The organism is Cohnella sp. (assembly GCF_041641335.1).
GTDB lineage: Bacteria > Bacillota > Bacilli > Paenibacillales > Paenibacillaceae > Cohnella.
Genome location: NZ_JBEPYQ010000001.1, coordinates 49988 through 65773, shown reverse-complemented (window position 1 = coordinate 65773; position 15786 = coordinate 49988). Strand labels below are relative to the sequence as shown.

General features: G+C 58.6%; 14 protein-coding genes. 11 read left to right on the top strand and 3 right to left on the bottom strand.

Annotated elements, in window-relative coordinates; translation table 11 throughout:
* Nucleotides 1-4 precede the first annotated feature (4 nt).
* Both ACESLM_RS00320 and ACESLM_RS00315 read right to left on the bottom strand, forming a co-directional pair.
* Nucleotides 5-322 carry a PadR family transcriptional regulator gene (locus ACESLM_RS00320; protein WP_372628907.1) on the bottom strand — a complete coding sequence of 106 codons (318 nt, stop codon included), beginning with the start codon at nucleotides 320-322 and terminating at the stop codon, nucleotides 5-7.
* Between the two features lie 192 nt (nucleotides 323-514).
* Nucleotides 515-1255, bottom strand: coding sequence for an SDR family NAD(P)-dependent oxidoreductase (locus ACESLM_RS00315; protein ID WP_372628905.1), 741 nt, complete (start codon nucleotides 1253-1255; stop codon nucleotides 515-517).
* Between the two features lie 121 nt (nucleotides 1256-1376).
* On the opposite strand from ACESLM_RS00315, the gene ACESLM_RS00310 reads away from it, so the two are divergent.
* The 3 genes from ACESLM_RS00310 (at nucleotide 1377) to ACESLM_RS00300 (ending at nucleotide 5336) form a co-directional block, all read left to right on the top strand.
* Nucleotides 1377-2264 (top strand): LysR family transcriptional regulator, encoded by an 888-nt coding sequence (locus tag ACESLM_RS00310; protein WP_372628903.1) that lies wholly within the window; start codon nucleotides 1377-1379, stop codon nucleotides 2262-2264.
* Nucleotides 2265-2848: 584 nt separating this feature from the next.
* On the top strand, nucleotides 2849-3886 hold the full coding sequence (locus tag ACESLM_RS00305) for a hypothetical protein (protein WP_372628901.1): 1038 nt from the start codon (nucleotides 2849-2851) through the stop codon (nucleotides 3884-3886).
* A 103-nt stretch (nucleotides 3887-3989) separates the two neighbouring features.
* Nucleotides 3990-5336, top strand: a complete 1347-nt coding sequence (locus ACESLM_RS00300; protein ID WP_372628899.1) for a GH1 family beta-glucosidase — start codon at nucleotides 3990-3992, stop codon at nucleotides 5334-5336.
* 77 nt (nucleotides 5337-5413) lie between these two features.
* On the opposite strand, the gene ACESLM_RS00295 is transcribed toward ACESLM_RS00300, so the two are convergent.
* The gene (locus ACESLM_RS00295; protein ID WP_372628898.1) at nucleotides 5414-6355 is read right to left on the bottom strand and encodes a sugar-binding transcriptional regulator; all 942 of its coding nucleotides are present in this window, start codon (nucleotides 6353-6355) and stop codon (nucleotides 5414-5416) included.
* Between the two features lie 207 nt (nucleotides 6356-6562).
* On the opposite strand from ACESLM_RS00295, the gene ACESLM_RS00290 reads away from it, so the two are divergent.
* The 8 genes from ACESLM_RS00290 to mgrA all read left to right on the top strand — a co-directional run bounded on the left by ACESLM_RS00290 (nucleotide 6563) and on the right by mgrA (nucleotide 15725).
* On the top strand, nucleotides 6563-7297 hold the full coding sequence (locus ACESLM_RS00290) for an MBL fold metallo-hydrolase (protein ID WP_372628896.1): 735 nt from the start codon (nucleotides 6563-6565) through the stop codon (nucleotides 7295-7297).
* Nucleotides 7294-8172: an HAD family hydrolase gene (locus ACESLM_RS00285; protein WP_372628895.1), complete on the top strand. Its 879-nt coding sequence runs from the start codon at nucleotides 7294-7296 to the stop codon at nucleotides 8170-8172. Before ACESLM_RS00290 ends, ACESLM_RS00285 begins: the two co-directional genes overlap by 4 nt.
* Nucleotides 8173-8197: 25 nt before the next feature.
* Nucleotides 8198-9277, top strand: coding sequence for an ABC transporter substrate-binding protein (locus tag ACESLM_RS00280; RefSeq protein WP_372628893.1), 1080 nt, complete (start codon nucleotides 8198-8200; stop codon nucleotides 9275-9277).
* 18 nt (nucleotides 9278-9295) lie between these two features.
* Nucleotides 9296-11053, top strand: coding sequence for an ABC transporter permease (locus tag ACESLM_RS00275; protein WP_372628891.1), 1758 nt, complete (start codon nucleotides 9296-9298; stop codon nucleotides 11051-11053).
* The gene (locus ACESLM_RS00270) at nucleotides 11053-12105 is read left to right on the top strand and encodes an ABC transporter ATP-binding protein (protein ID WP_372628889.1); all 1053 of its coding nucleotides are present in this window, start codon (nucleotides 11053-11055) and stop codon (nucleotides 12103-12105) included. The genes ACESLM_RS00275 and ACESLM_RS00270 overlap by 1 nt, the downstream gene beginning before the upstream one ends.
* A complete protein-coding gene (locus tag ACESLM_RS00265) occupies nucleotides 12098-12880 on the top strand; it encodes a Cof-type HAD-IIB family hydrolase (protein ID WP_372628887.1) in 783 nt (260 codons plus the stop codon). The genes ACESLM_RS00270 and ACESLM_RS00265 overlap by 8 nt, the downstream gene beginning before the upstream one ends.
* 85 nt (nucleotides 12881-12965) lie before the next feature.
* Nucleotides 12966-14711 carry a B12-binding domain-containing radical SAM protein gene (locus tag ACESLM_RS00260; RefSeq protein ID WP_372628885.1) on the top strand — a complete coding sequence of 582 codons (1746 nt, stop codon included), beginning with the start codon at nucleotides 12966-12968 and terminating at the stop codon, nucleotides 14709-14711.
* A 24-nt stretch (nucleotides 14712-14735) separates the two neighbouring features.
* A complete protein-coding gene (gene mgrA / locus ACESLM_RS00255) occupies nucleotides 14736-15725 on the top strand; it encodes an L-glyceraldehyde 3-phosphate reductase (RefSeq protein ID WP_372628883.1) in 990 nt (329 codons plus the stop codon).
* Nucleotides 15726-15786: the final 61 nt, after the last annotated feature.

The following is a 15786-nucleotide window of genomic DNA, read 5'->3' as shown; positions in this document are numbered from 1 at the left end:
CACCTCACGTTTTCGATAGGGCTTGTTTCGTAACGTTGACCATGTGTTCCATACGCTGCAGGTCCATCTGAAGAATCTCTCTGCCTTTGGACGTAATCTGATAGACTTTCCTTCTCTTATCCCTCGTGGAAACCGGCTGTATATACTTGAGCTTCAGCAGATTCTCGATCGCGCCATACAGCGTGCCTGCGGCCAGTCTCACCTGGCCGTCGCTGACTTCCTCCACCTTCTGCATGATCATGTACCCGTGAGCGGGCTCAAGCAGGGAGAGCAGAATGTAGTATACGGTTTCGGTCAGAGGCAGGTTTTTGTCCCTGTTCACGGCCCGAGCCTCCTTGATCAAAATTCAGTTCAACTATACAGTATAACTGTATAATTAATAATATACAGTTCAACTATATATATCAACTGTATAATGTGGGAGAGCAAATTTCTTTTGGAATCGTCGTTAGGATTCCCCAACCGGATAGGCTACGACTTGTTGAAGCTGCTTGCGGATTTGGGCGGTTCGGGGTTACAGGGTCTGCCCGCTGTCGACCGTAATGAGCTGTCCGGTCAGGGCCTCCTGCTCTAAAGCGGCGCAGATCATGGACGCAATATCCTCCGGCGAGGCAATTCGCTGCAGAAGCAGCCGAGGCGCCAGACACTTCATCTGCTCCTCCCGGCCAGCCCACCATCTGGTAGCGACGGCGCCGGGAACGATGCAGTTGACTCTAACGCTCGGTGCGAGAGCTTTGGCCAACGATTTCGTCAGACCGTGAACCGCTGCTTTGGATACGGCATAGGGGAGCGAGGAACCGAGTCCGGTCTGACCGGCTATGCTGCCGAGATTAACGATCGCTCCCCGATTGTTCTTTTTCATTGGAACGGCCGCCGCCCGAGCGCAGAAAAACATGGCCTTCACATTGACGTCGAATACCTCGTCCCATACCTCCTCGGTTGCCGCCTCCAAATCCTCCATCGGAATATGCCGGGTTATGCTTGCATTATTGACCAGCAGGTCAACCGAGCCGAAATGCTCCAAAGCCTCATCGACCAATGCCCGGGCTTGCTCGTCTTTCGATACATCGGCCTTCACGGCAATGGCCTGTCCTCCTGCAAGCGTGATTTCCCGAACGGTTTCGCAGGCTTCCTCATGAGAGCGCGAGTAGTTGACAAGGACCCGCGCCCCTCGTTCTGCCAGCATTACACTGGTTGCTCGGCCGATTCCCGTACCGCCTCCGGTGACGATCGCCACTTGATTTTTTATATTCATCGCTTGGATTCCCTCTTTCAGATTCAGGATATTTTGATTGTAAACCCATATTATCTATCTGTATAATTGAATGGTATGAATGATCTATTCAAAATAATTGAATTATAAAAGAGGCTAGAAAATGGACATGAAGACGCTGATAACCTTCCAAACGATCATTAAGCAGGGGAGCTTTAACCGTGCGGCCCAGCAATTGAACTATGCACAGTCGACCGTGACGATGCAAATACAAAAGCTGGAGGCGGAAATCGGAATGCAGCTTCTGGAGCGGGGGAAGGAGGTTGCCCTGACGGAAGCGGGCAGGCTGTTTTACGAACAAAGCCACCGGATCGTTAAAAATCTGGAGCAGTTGCACAGCACCCTGGAGGAACTGAAATCCGGAGAAGCGGGGGATATCCGCGTGGGCGTCACGGAGCCTTCCGCCAGCCATCGCTTGCCAGGCCTTCTGAACTCGTTTTTGGCCCGATATCCGAAAGTACGTATCTCCATAGAGATTTCGAATTCTTCGCAGCTTAGCAGTCAGTTGTCGGCGGGAGAACTGGATTTTGCAATTTGCTCGGTGTCCGGCTTCGGCTCGGACCTGTATTTCGAGCCGATCTTCGAGGAGGAGTTTGTGGTTTTGCTGCCCGAGAGCCACCCGCTTGCCCGGTTGGAGGTCGTCGAGCCGGAAAACTTGCTGGAGGATCGACTGCTTTTCACCTCGACGAGTTGTCCCTATCGAAGGAAGCTGGAGCTGGCGATGCAGGAGAGTGGGAAAGTCCCGCTTCATACGATGGAGATTGGAAGCATGACCGCGTTGAAGTTCTATGCGGAGAACGGTCTCGGCATCGCTCCAGTGCCCAAAATACTGACGGAGCCCGGAACGAAAGGGCTGACAGTTAGGCCAATCGGCGGAAATGTCGCCCGGATGACCACCGGATTCTTGTACAAGAAAACGGCTTACCCCTTCACGTCGGCAAGCCGCAAGCTTTATTTGCATATAAAAGAGGCGTTGCTCGGCCAGATATGACCACCTCTTAGCTGATCCGGCGTTGGCTTGTGTTTTACACCAATTATCAGATTCGCTTTGGGAGCAATCTCGTTCTACCGGCTCTTGCAGCAATGATTCAGCCCATGCTCTCGTAAGATGGGGCGTACCAGAGAGAAGGGGCGGGGGCGTTTCGATCCACGCTCCCGCACGGGGAGCGACACGATTGACGGTATGGATCACGAGGCGGTAATGTTGGTTTCAATCCACGCTCCCGCACGGGGAGCGACAGCATCACAATCACCCCTTGCCTGGCAAGGGATCTCAGCATTTTTACGCGAACCTTCTCCCGCCACCTGTTTTAATGGCGTCACAGTCGGGTAAAAATGCTGTGAAGCCTTATCCTGTGGGCAGCGCGAACCTCCCAGTGAAATCATGAGAGCTTGGGGTTCGCGGTAGCGAGTGCTTGACTTCATTTTATCATAGGTAGATATAAAGTGGCGGTTCTTTTCCAGCGGCGAATAGTCTAGCCCATCTCTTTAATTTAAACCTGACTCCTGCAACTTCCAGCCCGCTCCCATCGTTGTAACCTGTAGACATATAAGCCATACTGGGAGGTTATCGCAGTGACCAAAAACCATCGAGTAAAGACAGCGGCGTCCATACTGGTATTATCCCTTGTTCTTGCCGCCTGCGGGTCGAAAAACAACAACGGGCCCGACGCGCCTACGTCCACCCCGTCGCCGACGGCTTCTCCTACGGAGACGGCGCCCGAGCCGACGGAAACGGCTTCGCTTCCTCCGACGAAGGATTCGAGCGAGCTGATTGCCAAGCACTATCGGGAGATGACGCTCGCAGGAGCTCCCGCGCAGGAAGCGTACGGCGAATTGAAAAAATCGATGGAACAGGTACAGCCCGCTCAAGCCGACGAATTGATTCGGACGCTTGAGCAATTTTATGAGCAGGATCTGCCGAAAGCCGAAAAGTCGTTCGAGGAGCCCGAAGTCCAGCAGGCGCTGATCGAGCTCGACTGGCCGATTACCGAGCAGGAGGTTGCGAAGCTCAAGGATGAGGAAGTGCGCGCGCTCGTCGAAAACACGGTAGCGGGCGGCTACAAGGTGGAGACCGCGGAAGGCTACTATTTTCCGGTGGTGGACTACGGCAGGCTTCTGACGTACGGGGATCAGGTGTCGATCTCGATGAAGGCTTACCTGGACCTGAGGGCGAGGGAATCCGACGCTCCTTCCGCCAAGGATGCCGCGCTGGTCATTTCCTGGGATGAGCTGGCCTCCAGGCTTCTCGCCTCCGAAAGCTATCTCGTCACGTTTCCCGATACTCCCGAGCGCCAGAAGGCCGAGCAAAGCTTCCTTCGCTACTTGAGCTTCTACTTCATCGGGCTGAGCAATACGCCGATTTTCGATGATGAGACGTTCGCCATTCGTCCGGAACTGAAAACCCAGTACGAGCAGATGGCCGCTTCCCACGGGGAGACGATCTCGGGCCAATTCGCGAAAGAACTTCTGTCCATCCTCGAAGAGTCGAAGGGGCAGTTGTTCGTCAAGAGCGACAACGGCGAGCAGACGGACGTCCCAGCCGTGAAGAAATTCCGCGACAAGCTGCAGGACGAAGCGCTGGCCAAGCTCCCCGCCGCAAAAAACAACTAAACAGAGCCAAAATCGCATACAGGAATTCCCCCTCCCTCCGTCGAATTCTAATATTCAGAAAACGTTTTCCATCTCAAAACATTCTGGCGCGGAGGGACTTTTTATGGCCAAAATTCAATTCCCGAAAGATTTCGTCTGGGGGACGGCAACCGCCTCTTATCAGATCGAAGGGGCTTACCAAGAGGACGGCAGGGGACTGTCGATCTGGGATACGTTCTCCCATACGCCGGGCAAAGTGTTCAACGACGACAACGGCGACGTGGCGTGCGACAGCTATCACCGATATGAGGAAGACATTGCCTTGTTGAAAAAGTTGGGGGTGAAGGCGTATCGATTTTCGATCGCCTGGCCCCGCGTTTTCCCGCAAGGGACGGGTGACGTGAACGAGAAGGGGTTGGACTATTACCGGAAGGTCGTGGACGCCTTGCTCGCCGCGGGCATTCAGCCTTGCGCGACGCTGTATCACTGGGACTTGCCGCAGGCGCTGCAGGACAAGGGCGGCTGGGATAACCGCGAGACGATCGACGCGTTCGTGAACTACGCGGAAGTGATGTTTAAGGAGTTCGACGGCAAGATCAAGCAGTGGATCACGTTTAACGAGACGTGGTGCGTCTCGTTCCTGTCCAACTATATCGGCGCCCACGCACCCGGCAATACGGATCTGCAGCTGGCAATCAACGTCGCCCATCACTGCATGGTCGCGCACGGACGCGCGGTTCAGAAGTTCCGCGAGCTCGGCATTAAGGGCGAGATCGGCACGACGCACAATCTGTACTGGTTCGAGCCGTACACGACTTCGCCGGAGGACATCGAGGCGGCCCGCCGCAACCGCGCGTTCAACAACGAGTGGTTCATGGACCCGACGTTCAAGGGCAGCTACCCTCAGTTCATGGTCGATTGGTTCGGGGAAAAGGGGGCGACGGTACCGATTCTGCCGGGCGACATGGAGACGATCGCGCAGAAGATCGACTTCATCGGGGTCAATTTTTACAGCGGCGGCTTCGGGCGGTACAGGAAAGGCGAAGGGCTGTTCGACTGCGAAGAGGTGCAGATCGGCTTCGACAAGACGTATATGGATTGGAACGTCTACGCGGAAGGGCTGTACAAGGTGCTGAGCTGGGTGCATGAGGAATACGGCGATACGCCGATCTACATTACCGAGAACGGAGCCTGCTACGAGGACGAACTGACCGAGAGCAACCGCGTCCATGACGTCCAACGTACCGAATATTATCGCAAGCATTTTATCCAATGTCACCGCTTGATCGGTTCCGGAGTGCCGCTGAAAGGCTACTTCGCCTGGTCGCTGCTCGACAACTTCGAATGGGCGGAAGGCTACCGCAAGCGCTTCGGCATCGTCTATACAAATTACGAGACGCTGGAGCGCCATCCGAAGGACAGCTATTACTTTATCCAGGACGTCATTACCAATGACGGGTTCGAGGTTTAAGCGCGCGAGTCTCAGGTCCAACGAAGGCAAGCCCCCCGGCCGACCGGGGGGCTTGCGATCTATCCAGCACCTAATGGCTAGCCCTCCATCATTTTCTGAGCGGTCGCTTCGTCCGTTACGAGCATCTGGATATGGCCTCCCCGCAGAGCGGCCCTGATGCTCTCGATCTTGTGCAGGCCGAAGGCCAGCCCGACGACGTTGCCGGCTTGCCGGAGCTGCTCCAGCCCGACGCCGATGACCCGGCGGTTGATCGGATGCGCGACGATCTGTCCGTCCCGGTTAATGAAGCGGGAGTTGATGTCTGCGACCGCATCGAGATCCCTCAGCTCCCCTAGCACCGTTTCGTTCAAGTAGCCGTATCTCTCCATCGTGGACATCGAATACGGATTGCCGATGCCGACGAGCGCCAGATCGACCCGCTCCCCCTCCTCCAGCACGTGGACGATGTTCGGCAGCGTGGCGATCTGATCCCGCAGCTGCTCCGTCTCCACGACGGACGGCGCGTACAGCGATTCGCTTTTTCCCCCGAGCTTCTTGGACAGTTCGTACGCGATATGATTGGAATGCACCTCGGTGCGTTCGTTGCCCATTCCGCCGATCAGCGGCACGATTTTCACGTTGTCCTTCTTGTCCAGCGGAAATTCCCTCACCATATGGTACAGCGTGTTGCCCCAGGACACCCCGACGCGGTCTCCGTTCTTGATCAGCTTCTGCACGAACAAGGCGGCGGCTTTGCCGACGGCGCTCGTCACCAGCTCCTTGTTCAAGTCCCGCGTAGGCACGACCAATACTTGCTTCAGATTATAGGTAAGCTCGATTTCCTTCTCCAGCTCGGACGTCTGCTGCGGATCGTCGTGCACGATAATCTCGACGACGCCGATCTCGCGCGCCTTCTGAATCATCTTGGAGATGATCGGACGCGAGATCCCGAATTTCTCCGCCAGCTTCTCCTGCGTCCACGATTCGTAGTAGTAAAGCTTGCATATTTTCACCATCAACCGGACGTCTTCGGAGCTCATCCGCAATCCCAACTTTCTACTTAAACTCTCTACTAGTATACACGATTCGCCTCCGCAGACTAGGAAATCCCCCCGCCGAAACCGCCGATTCCGCAAGTTTAACGCTGCGATTACATTCGCGTGACATTCGACGAATCTACCGAATTTACAATTGTTTTGTAAGAGAACATATGTAAAAAAGCAAGCGAAGACAGTCGAGGTGAAAGGATGGATATTACCATTTTGGGATACTGGGGAGGTTATCCTTCGGCGGACGGAGCGACCGCGGGGTATTTGATCGACACGGGCGAGGGGCAGATTTTGCTCGACTGCGGCAGCGGGGTGATGAGCCAACTGGTCAAGCACACCCGCGTCGACAAGCTGGACGGGGTCATCCTCTCGCATCTCCACTATGACCATATGGCGGACATCGGCATTCTCCAATATGCCGCGACGGGAGCGATCCGCAACGGGAAAATGCAAGGCAAGCTGTCGCTGTTCACCCCTTCGGAGCCGGTTAACGTGCTGTCGACTCTGTACGGGAACCATTCCGAAATTACGATCATCGATCCGGCCCTGCCGGTGAAGCTAGCCGGCGCGCTGGTCGAATTCGTTCCGGTCGATCACACGATTCCCTGCTACGCGGTCAAAATCACGTACCGGGGCAAGGTGCTCGTCTACTCGGGAGATACGTCGTATTGCGATTCGCTTGTCGAGCTGGCGAAGGACGCCGACATTTTCCTGTGCGAGGCGACGATCTGCGAAGGCAGCAAGCATACGACCGGAGCCGGCCATATGGACGCCAGTCAGGCCGGCACGATCGCGGGCAAGGCCAACGTGAAAAAGCTCGTGCTCGTCCATCTTCCCGGAGACGGAGATTTCGAGCATATGCTCCAGTCGGCCAGCGAAGCGTTCGGAGGGCCGGTCGAGCTGCCGGACACTTCCCGGATGTACACCGTATGAGCGCCGGGCAACCGAGGCGTCGGCTGCTGGCGCTGGACATGGACGGCACGCTGCTGGACGGCGACAAGCGGATTACGGACGAAGTTCGCCGGGCGCTTGCCGCTTATCTCGGGCACGGCGGGCTGCTGACGATCGCTTCGGGCCGGTTTCCGGCGTCGGTATGGCTGCACGCCCGGGAGCTGGAGATGAACGTCCCGCTTATCGCGCTGAACGGCGCGGTCATGCTGGATCAGCAAACAGGCGGCCTGCTGCAAGGGACCCCGATAGAGGCGGACGGCTTGATCTCGCTCATTCGTCTCGTACAGGAACGCGGAGCTTATGTTCATCTCTACGGCTACAACGAGCTGTACGTTGAGCGGTTGAACGAGATGAACGCCCGCTGGCCGCTCGCCAACGTAGTCGTCATTCCCAGCCGCGAGCTGACGGAGGGCAACTACCGCGAGCAGACAAATCTCATTCGGGTTATCCCGGTCGGCGACCTGGCGAGCTTCGCAGGCTCGGATCCCAGGCCGGTGTACAAGGCGACCGTCATCTGCGACAATCCCGGTTTGATCGACGAGCTGCTGGACGAGCTTGCCGGACGGAACGCCTTCGCGCTGACGAGGACGGGCAGACGGCGATTCGACGTCAACGCGTCCGGAGTCAGCAAGCGCACCGCGCTGGAACTGCTGTGCCGGGAACGCGGAATACGGCCCGAAGAGGTGGCGGCGATCGGAGATTACGATAACGATATCGAGATGCTGCGATGGGCCGGACTTGGAATCGCGATGGGCAATGCCGAAGAGCGCGTGAAGCGGGTCGCCCGCGCCGTAACGGGCAGCAACCGGGAGAGCGGCGTCGCGCGCGCCGTATGGCATCATCTCATAGATCGATAAACAGACAAAGAGGAGAGAAACACACATGTTGAAGAAAAGCACGATTCTGGCTTTGCTGGCCGCGACGGTTATCGTCGGCGGATGCGGCGCGAAATCGAATAACACCAATGCAGGCAGCGCAGGGGCGGCGGAACCGTCCGCTCCGGCCTCTTCGCAAGCTTCGCCTTCGGCCGAAGCGCCCGCTCAGGCTTCCGGACAGATCTCGTTCTACACTTCCCAGCCGGAAGAGGACGTCGTCAAGCTGATCGCCGCGTTCAACAAATCCTACCCGGACGTGAAGGTCGAGACGTTCCGCTCCGGCACGGAGGAGGTCATCGCCAAGCTGCAGGCGGAGAAACAGGCGGGCGGCGTTCAAGCCGACGTCCTGCTGCTGGCCGACGCCGTTACCTTCGAAGGCTTGAAGCGCCAAGACCTGCTGCTCTCCTACAAGTCTCCCGAGATCGAGCATATTCCTGCCGAGCTGGCCGACCCGGACGGCATGTACACGGGAACGAAAGTGATGGCTACCGTCATTACGGTCAACACCGACCAGGTGACCAGCCTGCCGACATCGTGGAAGGCGCTGACCGCCGCCGAGAGCAAGGACGCGGCCATTATGCCGAGCCCACTCTATTCCGGCGCCGCCGCTTACAACGTAGGCGTATTCTCCCGCACCGACGGCTTCGGCTGGGAGTTCCTTCAGTCGCTTAAGGACAACAACATGACCGTGATCAAAGGAAACGGCGCCGTCCTGAAAGCCGTAGCGAGCGGAGAGAAGGCGTACGGCATGATCGTCGACTTCCTCGTTCCCCGCGAGAAGGCGAACGGCTCCCCGATCGACCTGGTCTATCCGGAGGAAGGCGTGCCGCTCATCACCGAGCCGATCGCGATTCTGAAAGGCACGGACAACGAAGCCGCTGCGCAAGCTTTCGTCGACTTCGTGCTGTCGGAAGAAGGCCAGAAGCTGGCCGCGGAGATCGGATATACGCCGATTCGCGAAGGCGTAACGCCGCCTGCCGGACTGAAGGGCATCGCCGATTTCCACATTCTGTCCGGCGATCTGGCGACGTTGACCGACGAGCGCGAAGCGGACAAGAAGAAGTTTACCGAACTGTTCGGTAACTGATCGCGGAGCTGACAGCGGATGGCTACTTCCGACACTTCCGTCCTGGAGACGGGGATGAAGAAGGGCGGCGGGACGTTCCCCCGCTCTCTTCTCTCCGCATCGTCCTTAGGCAGATACGGGCTGCTGGCGCTCGGCGCGGCGGCGACGTTCTTCTTCTTCGTGCTTCCGATCGCCAAGCTGCTGCTGCTGAGCGTGCAGAACGAGCAGGGCTTCACGATGAGCTATTACTTCGAGCTGTTCCGGCAGGAGCGGTTCTGGAAGGTTCTCAGGCATACGTTCGTCATCGTGCTCGGATCGACGGCGCTCTCCATGGCGCTGGGCATCGTCGCCGCATGGCTGATGGCCTACACCGACTTGAAGCGCAAGAAGCTGCTGAACCTGCTGATCGTGCTCGCGTTCGTGCTTCCGTCCTACGTGCTCACGCTGAGCTGGTCCTCCTTCATGGGGACGCAGGGCTTGATGGCGAGCTTCCTGCAGCTGTTCGACGCCGGGGCTAAGCCATGGAGCATGTACAGCGCGGGCGGCATTATTTTCGTCATGGGCATTCATCACTTCCCGCTCGTCTACCTGTTTACGCTTAATGTGTTGAAGAAGATCCCGAGGGATCTGGAATGGGCCGCCAAGACGGGCGGCGCCGGCAAGCTCAAGACGATCGTGCGGGTGACGCTGCCGCTCTCGCTGCCCGGCATCACGGCCGGCGGATTGCTCGTCTTCCTGGCTTCGCTGGACAACTTCGGCATTCCCGCCTTTCTCGGGACGCCGGTCAATATCAGCGTGCTCAGCACGCTTATCTATGAAGAGATTATCGGTTTCGGGCCGTCCGCCTTCGCGCGCGGAGCTTCGCTGTCCGTGCTGCTCGGCGTGATCGCAATCGCGGGAACGCTGCTGCAGTGGTTCACCGTCCGCAAGAGCAAAGCGACGGAGACGGGGCGTACGGACGACGAACCCCGCTATGCGCTGGGAAGAGCCCGCGCGTGGGTCGGAGGGGCGATGTGGGGCGTGCTGATCCTCATCACGATCGTGCCGCTGCTGTCCATGATTACGTTGTCGCTGCGCAAATCCTACGGCGGCAAGCTGAATTGGAGCACCTTGACTTTAGACAACTACCGTTACGTTCTGTTCGACAATCCGGCCATCTGGCAAGCGATTAAGAACAGCCTCGTTCTATCGTCGATTACGCTGGTCGTCTGCCTCGTGATCGGCACGCTGTTCGCCTTCTACAGAGTCAGAAAGCCATCCAAGCTGAACAAGCTGGCCGAGCTGGCGATCTCGATCCCGTATACGCTGCCGGGCATCGTGTTCGCGCTGTCGATGATTCTCGTATGGATGGAGCCGGTGCCGGGCTGGAATCCCGGCATCTACGGAACGACGACGATATTATTGATCGCTTACGTGTGCCGCTTCCTGATTCTCCAGATCAGGTCCGGCGTGACCGCCTTCATGCAGATCGACGCTTCGATGGAGGAAGCGGCCCGCGTCTCCGGCGCAGGTCCGTGGACCCGTTGGAAAGCGATTCTGCTGCCGCTGCTCCTGCCCGGAATCGTCGGCGGGGGACTGCTCGTCTTCCTGACCGCGCTCACCGAGCTGACCGTATCGGCGCTGCTGTACTCTTCGGGAACGCAGACGATCGGCGTGACGATCTTCGGCTTCGAGCAGGCCGGGAAGACGCTGTATTCGACCGCCTTGTCCAGCTTGATCGTGCTGTTTATTTTCGTCGGAGCGGGACTGCTTCAGCTGCTGCAAAAAGGGTCCGCCCGCAAAGGAGGAAACAATTGATGAGCATTCAACTTCACGACGTCGGCAAAACGTTCGGAAGCTACACGGCGCTCCGCAACGTCGATCTGAATATCGCCGACGGAGAGTTCGTCGCCATTCTCGGCCCTTCCGGCTGCGGCAAAACGACGCTGCTCCGCATGCTGGCGGGATTCGAGCAGCCGACCTCCGGCGAGATCCGGATGGACGGCGAAGTCGTCGCCGGCGCAAGCACGCTCGTTCCGCCGGAGAAGCGGCGGATCGGCATGGTGTTCCAGCATTTCGCGCTGTGGCCTCATATGAACATTTACGAGCATGTCCGCTTTCCGATCCGGACGCACAAGAAGACGCCGAAGGCGATCCGCGACAACGAAGCGGCGCGCATCGGGCAGGTGCTCGAGCTGGTTGGTCTGTCTCATCTGGCCAAGCGCATGCCGCACGAGCTGTCCGGCGGGCAGAAGCAGCGGGTCGCGATCGCGCGCGCCATCGCGGCCGAGCCTTCGCTGCTGCTGATGGACGAACCGCTGAGCAGCCTGGACGCGCTGCTGCGCATGAACATGCGCCGCGAAATTCAGAGCGTGCACCGCCAGACGGGCTCGGCGATCGTCTACGTGACGCACGATCAGGGCGAAGCGCTGTCGATGGCCAACCGGATCGTCGTCATGAAGGAAGGGCGGATCGAGCAGATCGGCACGCCGCAGGACATTTATTTGAGGCCGGAGACCGAGTTCGTGGCGCAATTCGTCTCGAAAGCCAATCTCGTTCGCGGGCATTGGGACAACGACTTGTTCATCCCGGAAGGCTCCGGCAGCTCCGTGCAATGGCGCGGCGCCGGAGTGGCCGGCTACTTCAAATCGAACGGGCTGTACCCGGTCAGGCCGGATCAGTTGGAACTCGGTCCCGCTCGCGAGGGCGGATTGGTCGGCCAAGTGGCCAACGTACAGTTCCAGGGCAAGGAGTTCAACTACGATATCGTCGCCGCCGGCCAGCAGTGGGAGGTCGTCTCCCCCGTGCCGTACAAGCTGCACGACAAAGTGTCGGTGACGATTCCGGAGCGGGAGCTTCAATATGCTTAAGACGAAGCGCGTTTTGTTTTTCGATATCGACGGCACGCTGCTCGACGAGCGCAAGCGGCTGCCGTCCTCGGCGAAGGAGGCGCTGAGGCGTCTGCAGGAGGCCGGGCACGAGCTGGTGCTGGCGTCGGGCAGATCGCCGTTTATGATCGCCCGGCTGGCGGAGGAGCTGCGCATCGACTCTTACGTCGGCTTTAACGGCCAATACGTCGTGCTGAGAGGAGAACGGATTTACACGAATCCTTTTCGCACCGACGATCTTCGCGCCCTGTCCGGGTTTGCTTCCCGCCGCGGCCACCCGCTCGTCTACTTGAACGAAGGGCAGATGCGCAGCAGCGTGAACTATCACCCTTATGTGGACGAATGCATCGGCTCGCTAAGGCACGAGCATCCGGCATGCGACCCGCGTTTCTATGAACGGACCGACGTGTACCAGACGATGCTGTTCTGCCGGGAAGGGGAGGAACGTGCTTACGAGGCGGCTTTTCCCGGCCTGCGGTTCGTCCGTTGGCATCCCCGCTCCGTAGACGTTCTTCCGACCGGAGGGTCGAAGGCGAACGGCATCGCCCAACTGATCGGCAGGCTGGACTTCGATCCGGAGCAGGCCTACGCTTTCGGCGACAACCTGAACGACGTGGAGATGTTCCGGTACGTCGGCCACAGCGTGGCGATGGGCAACGCGCCCGAAGCGGTCAAGAAGCTGGCGCGCTACGTGACGACAGCCGTGGATCGCGACGGCATCGCCAACGGGCTTCGTCTGGTCGGATTGCTGAATTGAACCGTTCGCCCGCGCAAAAGGTTTTCTTCCCCGGCGATTATCCGTTACAATAAAGGAAAGCCTGACGCCGAAAGAGGATTCCGCCATGAAAGTCGTCTTAGCGACGCTGAACGCCAAATACATTCACACCTCGCTCGCCCTGAGATATTTGAAAGCCTATGCACAGGACGAGTTCGGGGACATCGACATCGCCGAATATACGATCAAGGACCCCGCGATGGCGGTTGCGTCCGATCTGTTTTCCAAGAAGCCCGACGTGATCGGGTTTTCGTGCTATATCTGGAACATCGAGGAGACGATCGTCATCGCGGACATGCTGCGCAAGGTGCTGCCCGAGACGAAGATCGTGCTCGGCGGCCCGGAAGTTTCCTACGATACGGACTATTGGATGAACCGGCTCTCCTCCGTCGACTTTATCGTGATGGGGGAAGGCGAGGAGACGTTTCGGGACCTTCTGCGGCAGATCGCCGGAGAGCGCAAGTACCACTTCGTCTTCGGCCTGGCTTATCGCAAGGACGGCGAGGTCGTCATCACGCCGGGGCGCCCGAAGCTCGACTTGAATGCCATACCGTCGCCCCACAGGTTCCAAGAAGATCTTCCATCGCTGCGCAACCGCGTCGTTTACTTCGAGACGAGCCGGGGCTGCCCGTTCAGCTGCCAGTTCTGCTTGTCCAGCATCGAGGTGGGCGTGCGGTATTTCGATATGGAGCGGGTGAAGGCAGAGCTGACCTACCTTATCGACAGCGGCGCCAAGCTGATCAAGTTCGTCGACCGTACGTTCAACATCAAGCGTGATTATGCGATGGAGATTTTTCAATTTCTGATCGACAACCATCGCGGCTGCGTGTTCCAGTTCGAGATTACCGCCGACATCATGCGTCCGGAGGTGCTCGACTTCCTGGCCGAGCATGCGCCTCCGGGCGTTTTCCGCTTCGAGATCGGGGTGCAGTCGACGAACGATCCGACGAATCTGGCGGTGCAGCGCAGGCAGAACTTCGCGAAACTGACGCGCACCGTCGTCAAGGTGAAGGACAGCGGCAAGATCGATCAGCATCTGGATCTGATCGCCGGACTGCCGCACGAGGATTACGATACGTTCCGCAAAACGTTCAACGACGTGTTCGCGCTCAGGCCCGAAGAGCTTCAGCTCGGCTTCCTGAAAATGCTGCGGGGAACGGGGCTGCGCAACGACGCGGCCAAGTACGGGTATATTTATTCGGAGCGCGCGCCGTACGAGATGCTCGGCAACGATCTGATGCCGTTCGGCGACATCGTCCGGATCAAGCGGGTGGAGGACGTGTTGGAGAAATTCTGGAACGCCCACCGGATGGACCGGACGATCGAATATTTGGTCGGAAGCGCCTATCCGTCTCCGTTCGACTTCTTCCAGGCGTTCGGGGATTATTGGGAGGAGCGGGGCTGGAGCCGGATCGGCCATCAGCTCGAAGATCTGTTCTCGCGGCTGTGGGCGTTCCTCGAGCACGACGCGCGGCCGGAGCTGGACCGCGACGTCGCGTTCGGTCTGCTGCGCATCGATTACTATTTGCAGCACAAGTACAAGCCTCGCAAGCTTTGGTGGGAAGACCGCCTGGACAAGAGGGATTGGTCCGCAGGGCTGAAGTACGCGGCGGAGCAGCTCGGCGCGGACGAGCGCGAGCTGCAGAAGAAGAGCGCGCTGGACCGGCTGCCGTTCGATTACGGCGCTTGGGTGCAGGAAGGCCGGGTCGATCGCGAGCGGCCGTCGCTGCTCGTCTTCCAATACTCGGGCGAGGAAGCGGGGCCGCAGTTGCTGGCGCTGCCGCTTCCGGAGGGGATTGCGGCAGTTAAATAAAAGGGCGAGAGGTGGATAAGGAACATGGTTTATTTGGCGAACAAAGAACGTTACGCATCGATGAAATACAACCGGGTAGGACGCTCGGGGCTGAAAATTCCGGCGGTGTCGCTCGGACTCTGGCACAACTTCGGAGGCATCGATTCCTTCGAGAACGGCCGCGCATTGGTGAGGCATGCCTTCGATCTGGGGATCACCCACTTCGATCTCGCGAACAACTACGGACCGCCTCCGGGATCGGCGGAGGAGATGTTTGGACGGCTGCTCGCCACCGATCTGAAGCCTTACCGGGACGAGCTCGTCATCTCGACGAAAGCCGGCTATTACATGTGGGAAGGCCCTTACGGGGAGTGGGGCTCGCGCAAATATTTGCTGTCCAGCCTCGATCAGAGCCTGAAGCGGATGGGGCTCGACTACGTCGATATTTTCTATCATCACCGTCCCGATCCCGATACGCCGCTGGAGGAAACGATGTCGGCGCTCGATCATGCGGTCCGCTCCGGCAAAGCGCTCTATGTCGGCATCTCCAACTACCGCGCGCCGGAAGCGAAGGAAGCGATCCGCATCCTGAAGGAGATCGGCACGCCGCTGCTCATTCACCAGCCGCGCTACAGCATGTTCGACCGCTGGATCGAGGACGGGCTTCAGGACGTGCTGGAAGAAGGAGGCGTCGGCTCGATCGTGTTCTCGCCGCTGGAGCAAGGGCTGCTGACGAACCGCTATTTGAACGGCATTCCGCAGGATTCGAGAGCGGCGGGAGCGTCGGTCTTCCTGAACGAAGGGAATATTACGCCGGAGAAGCTGGACAAGGTGCGCAGGCTGAACGAGCTCGCGTCGGAGCGTGGGCAGACGCTGGCGCAATTGGCGCTCGCATGGGTGCTGCGCGGCGAGCGGGTGACGAGCGTGCTGATCGGCGCGAGCAAGACGTCCCAGCTCGACGACAACGTCGCGATGCTGAAGCGGCTTGATTTCTCGGAGGACGAGCTGGCTCGGATCGAAGCGATTTTGAAATAACGGATGGGGGCTGGCCCATAAGTGGGGTTGTACGAGATTGCCGATGAAAAAAGGAGGGGTA

Coding starts and splice junctions, on each gene's coding strand:
- ACESLM_RS00295 (WP_372628898.1), bottom strand. CDS start 6,355: ATGAGCTCCGAAGACGTCCGGTTGATGGTGAAAATATGCAAGCTTTAC.
- ACESLM_RS00315 (WP_372628905.1), bottom strand. CDS start 1,255: ATGAATATAAAAAATCAAGTGGCGATCGTCACCGGAGGCGGTACGGGA.
- ACESLM_RS00280 (WP_372628893.1), top strand. CDS start 8,198: ATGTTGAAGAAAAGCACGATTCTGGCTTTGCTGGCCGCGACGGTTATC.
- ACESLM_RS00300 (WP_372628899.1), top strand. CDS start 3,990: ATGGCCAAAATTCAATTCCCGAAAGATTTCGTCTGGGGGACGGCAACC.
- ACESLM_RS00260 (WP_372628885.1), top strand. CDS start 12,966: ATGAAAGTCGTCTTAGCGACGCTGAACGCCAAATACATTCACACCTCG.
- ACESLM_RS00275 (WP_372628891.1), top strand. CDS start 9,296: ATGGCTACTTCCGACACTTCCGTCCTGGAGACGGGGATGAAGAAGGGC.
- ACESLM_RS00270 (WP_372628889.1), top strand. CDS start 11,053: ATGAGCATTCAACTTCACGACGTCGGCAAAACGTTCGGAAGCTACACG.
- ACESLM_RS00310 (WP_372628903.1), top strand. CDS start 1,377: ATGGACATGAAGACGCTGATAACCTTCCAAACGATCATTAAGCAGGGG.
- ACESLM_RS00285 (WP_372628895.1), top strand. CDS start 7,294: ATGAGCGCCGGGCAACCGAGGCGTCGGCTGCTGGCGCTGGACATGGAC.
- ACESLM_RS00290 (WP_372628896.1), top strand. CDS start 6,563: ATGGATATTACCATTTTGGGATACTGGGGAGGTTATCCTTCGGCGGAC.
- ACESLM_RS00265 (WP_372628887.1), top strand. CDS start 12,098: ATGCTTAAGACGAAGCGCGTTTTGTTTTTCGATATCGACGGCACGCTG.
- mgrA (WP_372628883.1), top strand. CDS start 14,736: ATGGTTTATTTGGCGAACAAAGAACGTTACGCATCGATGAAATACAAC.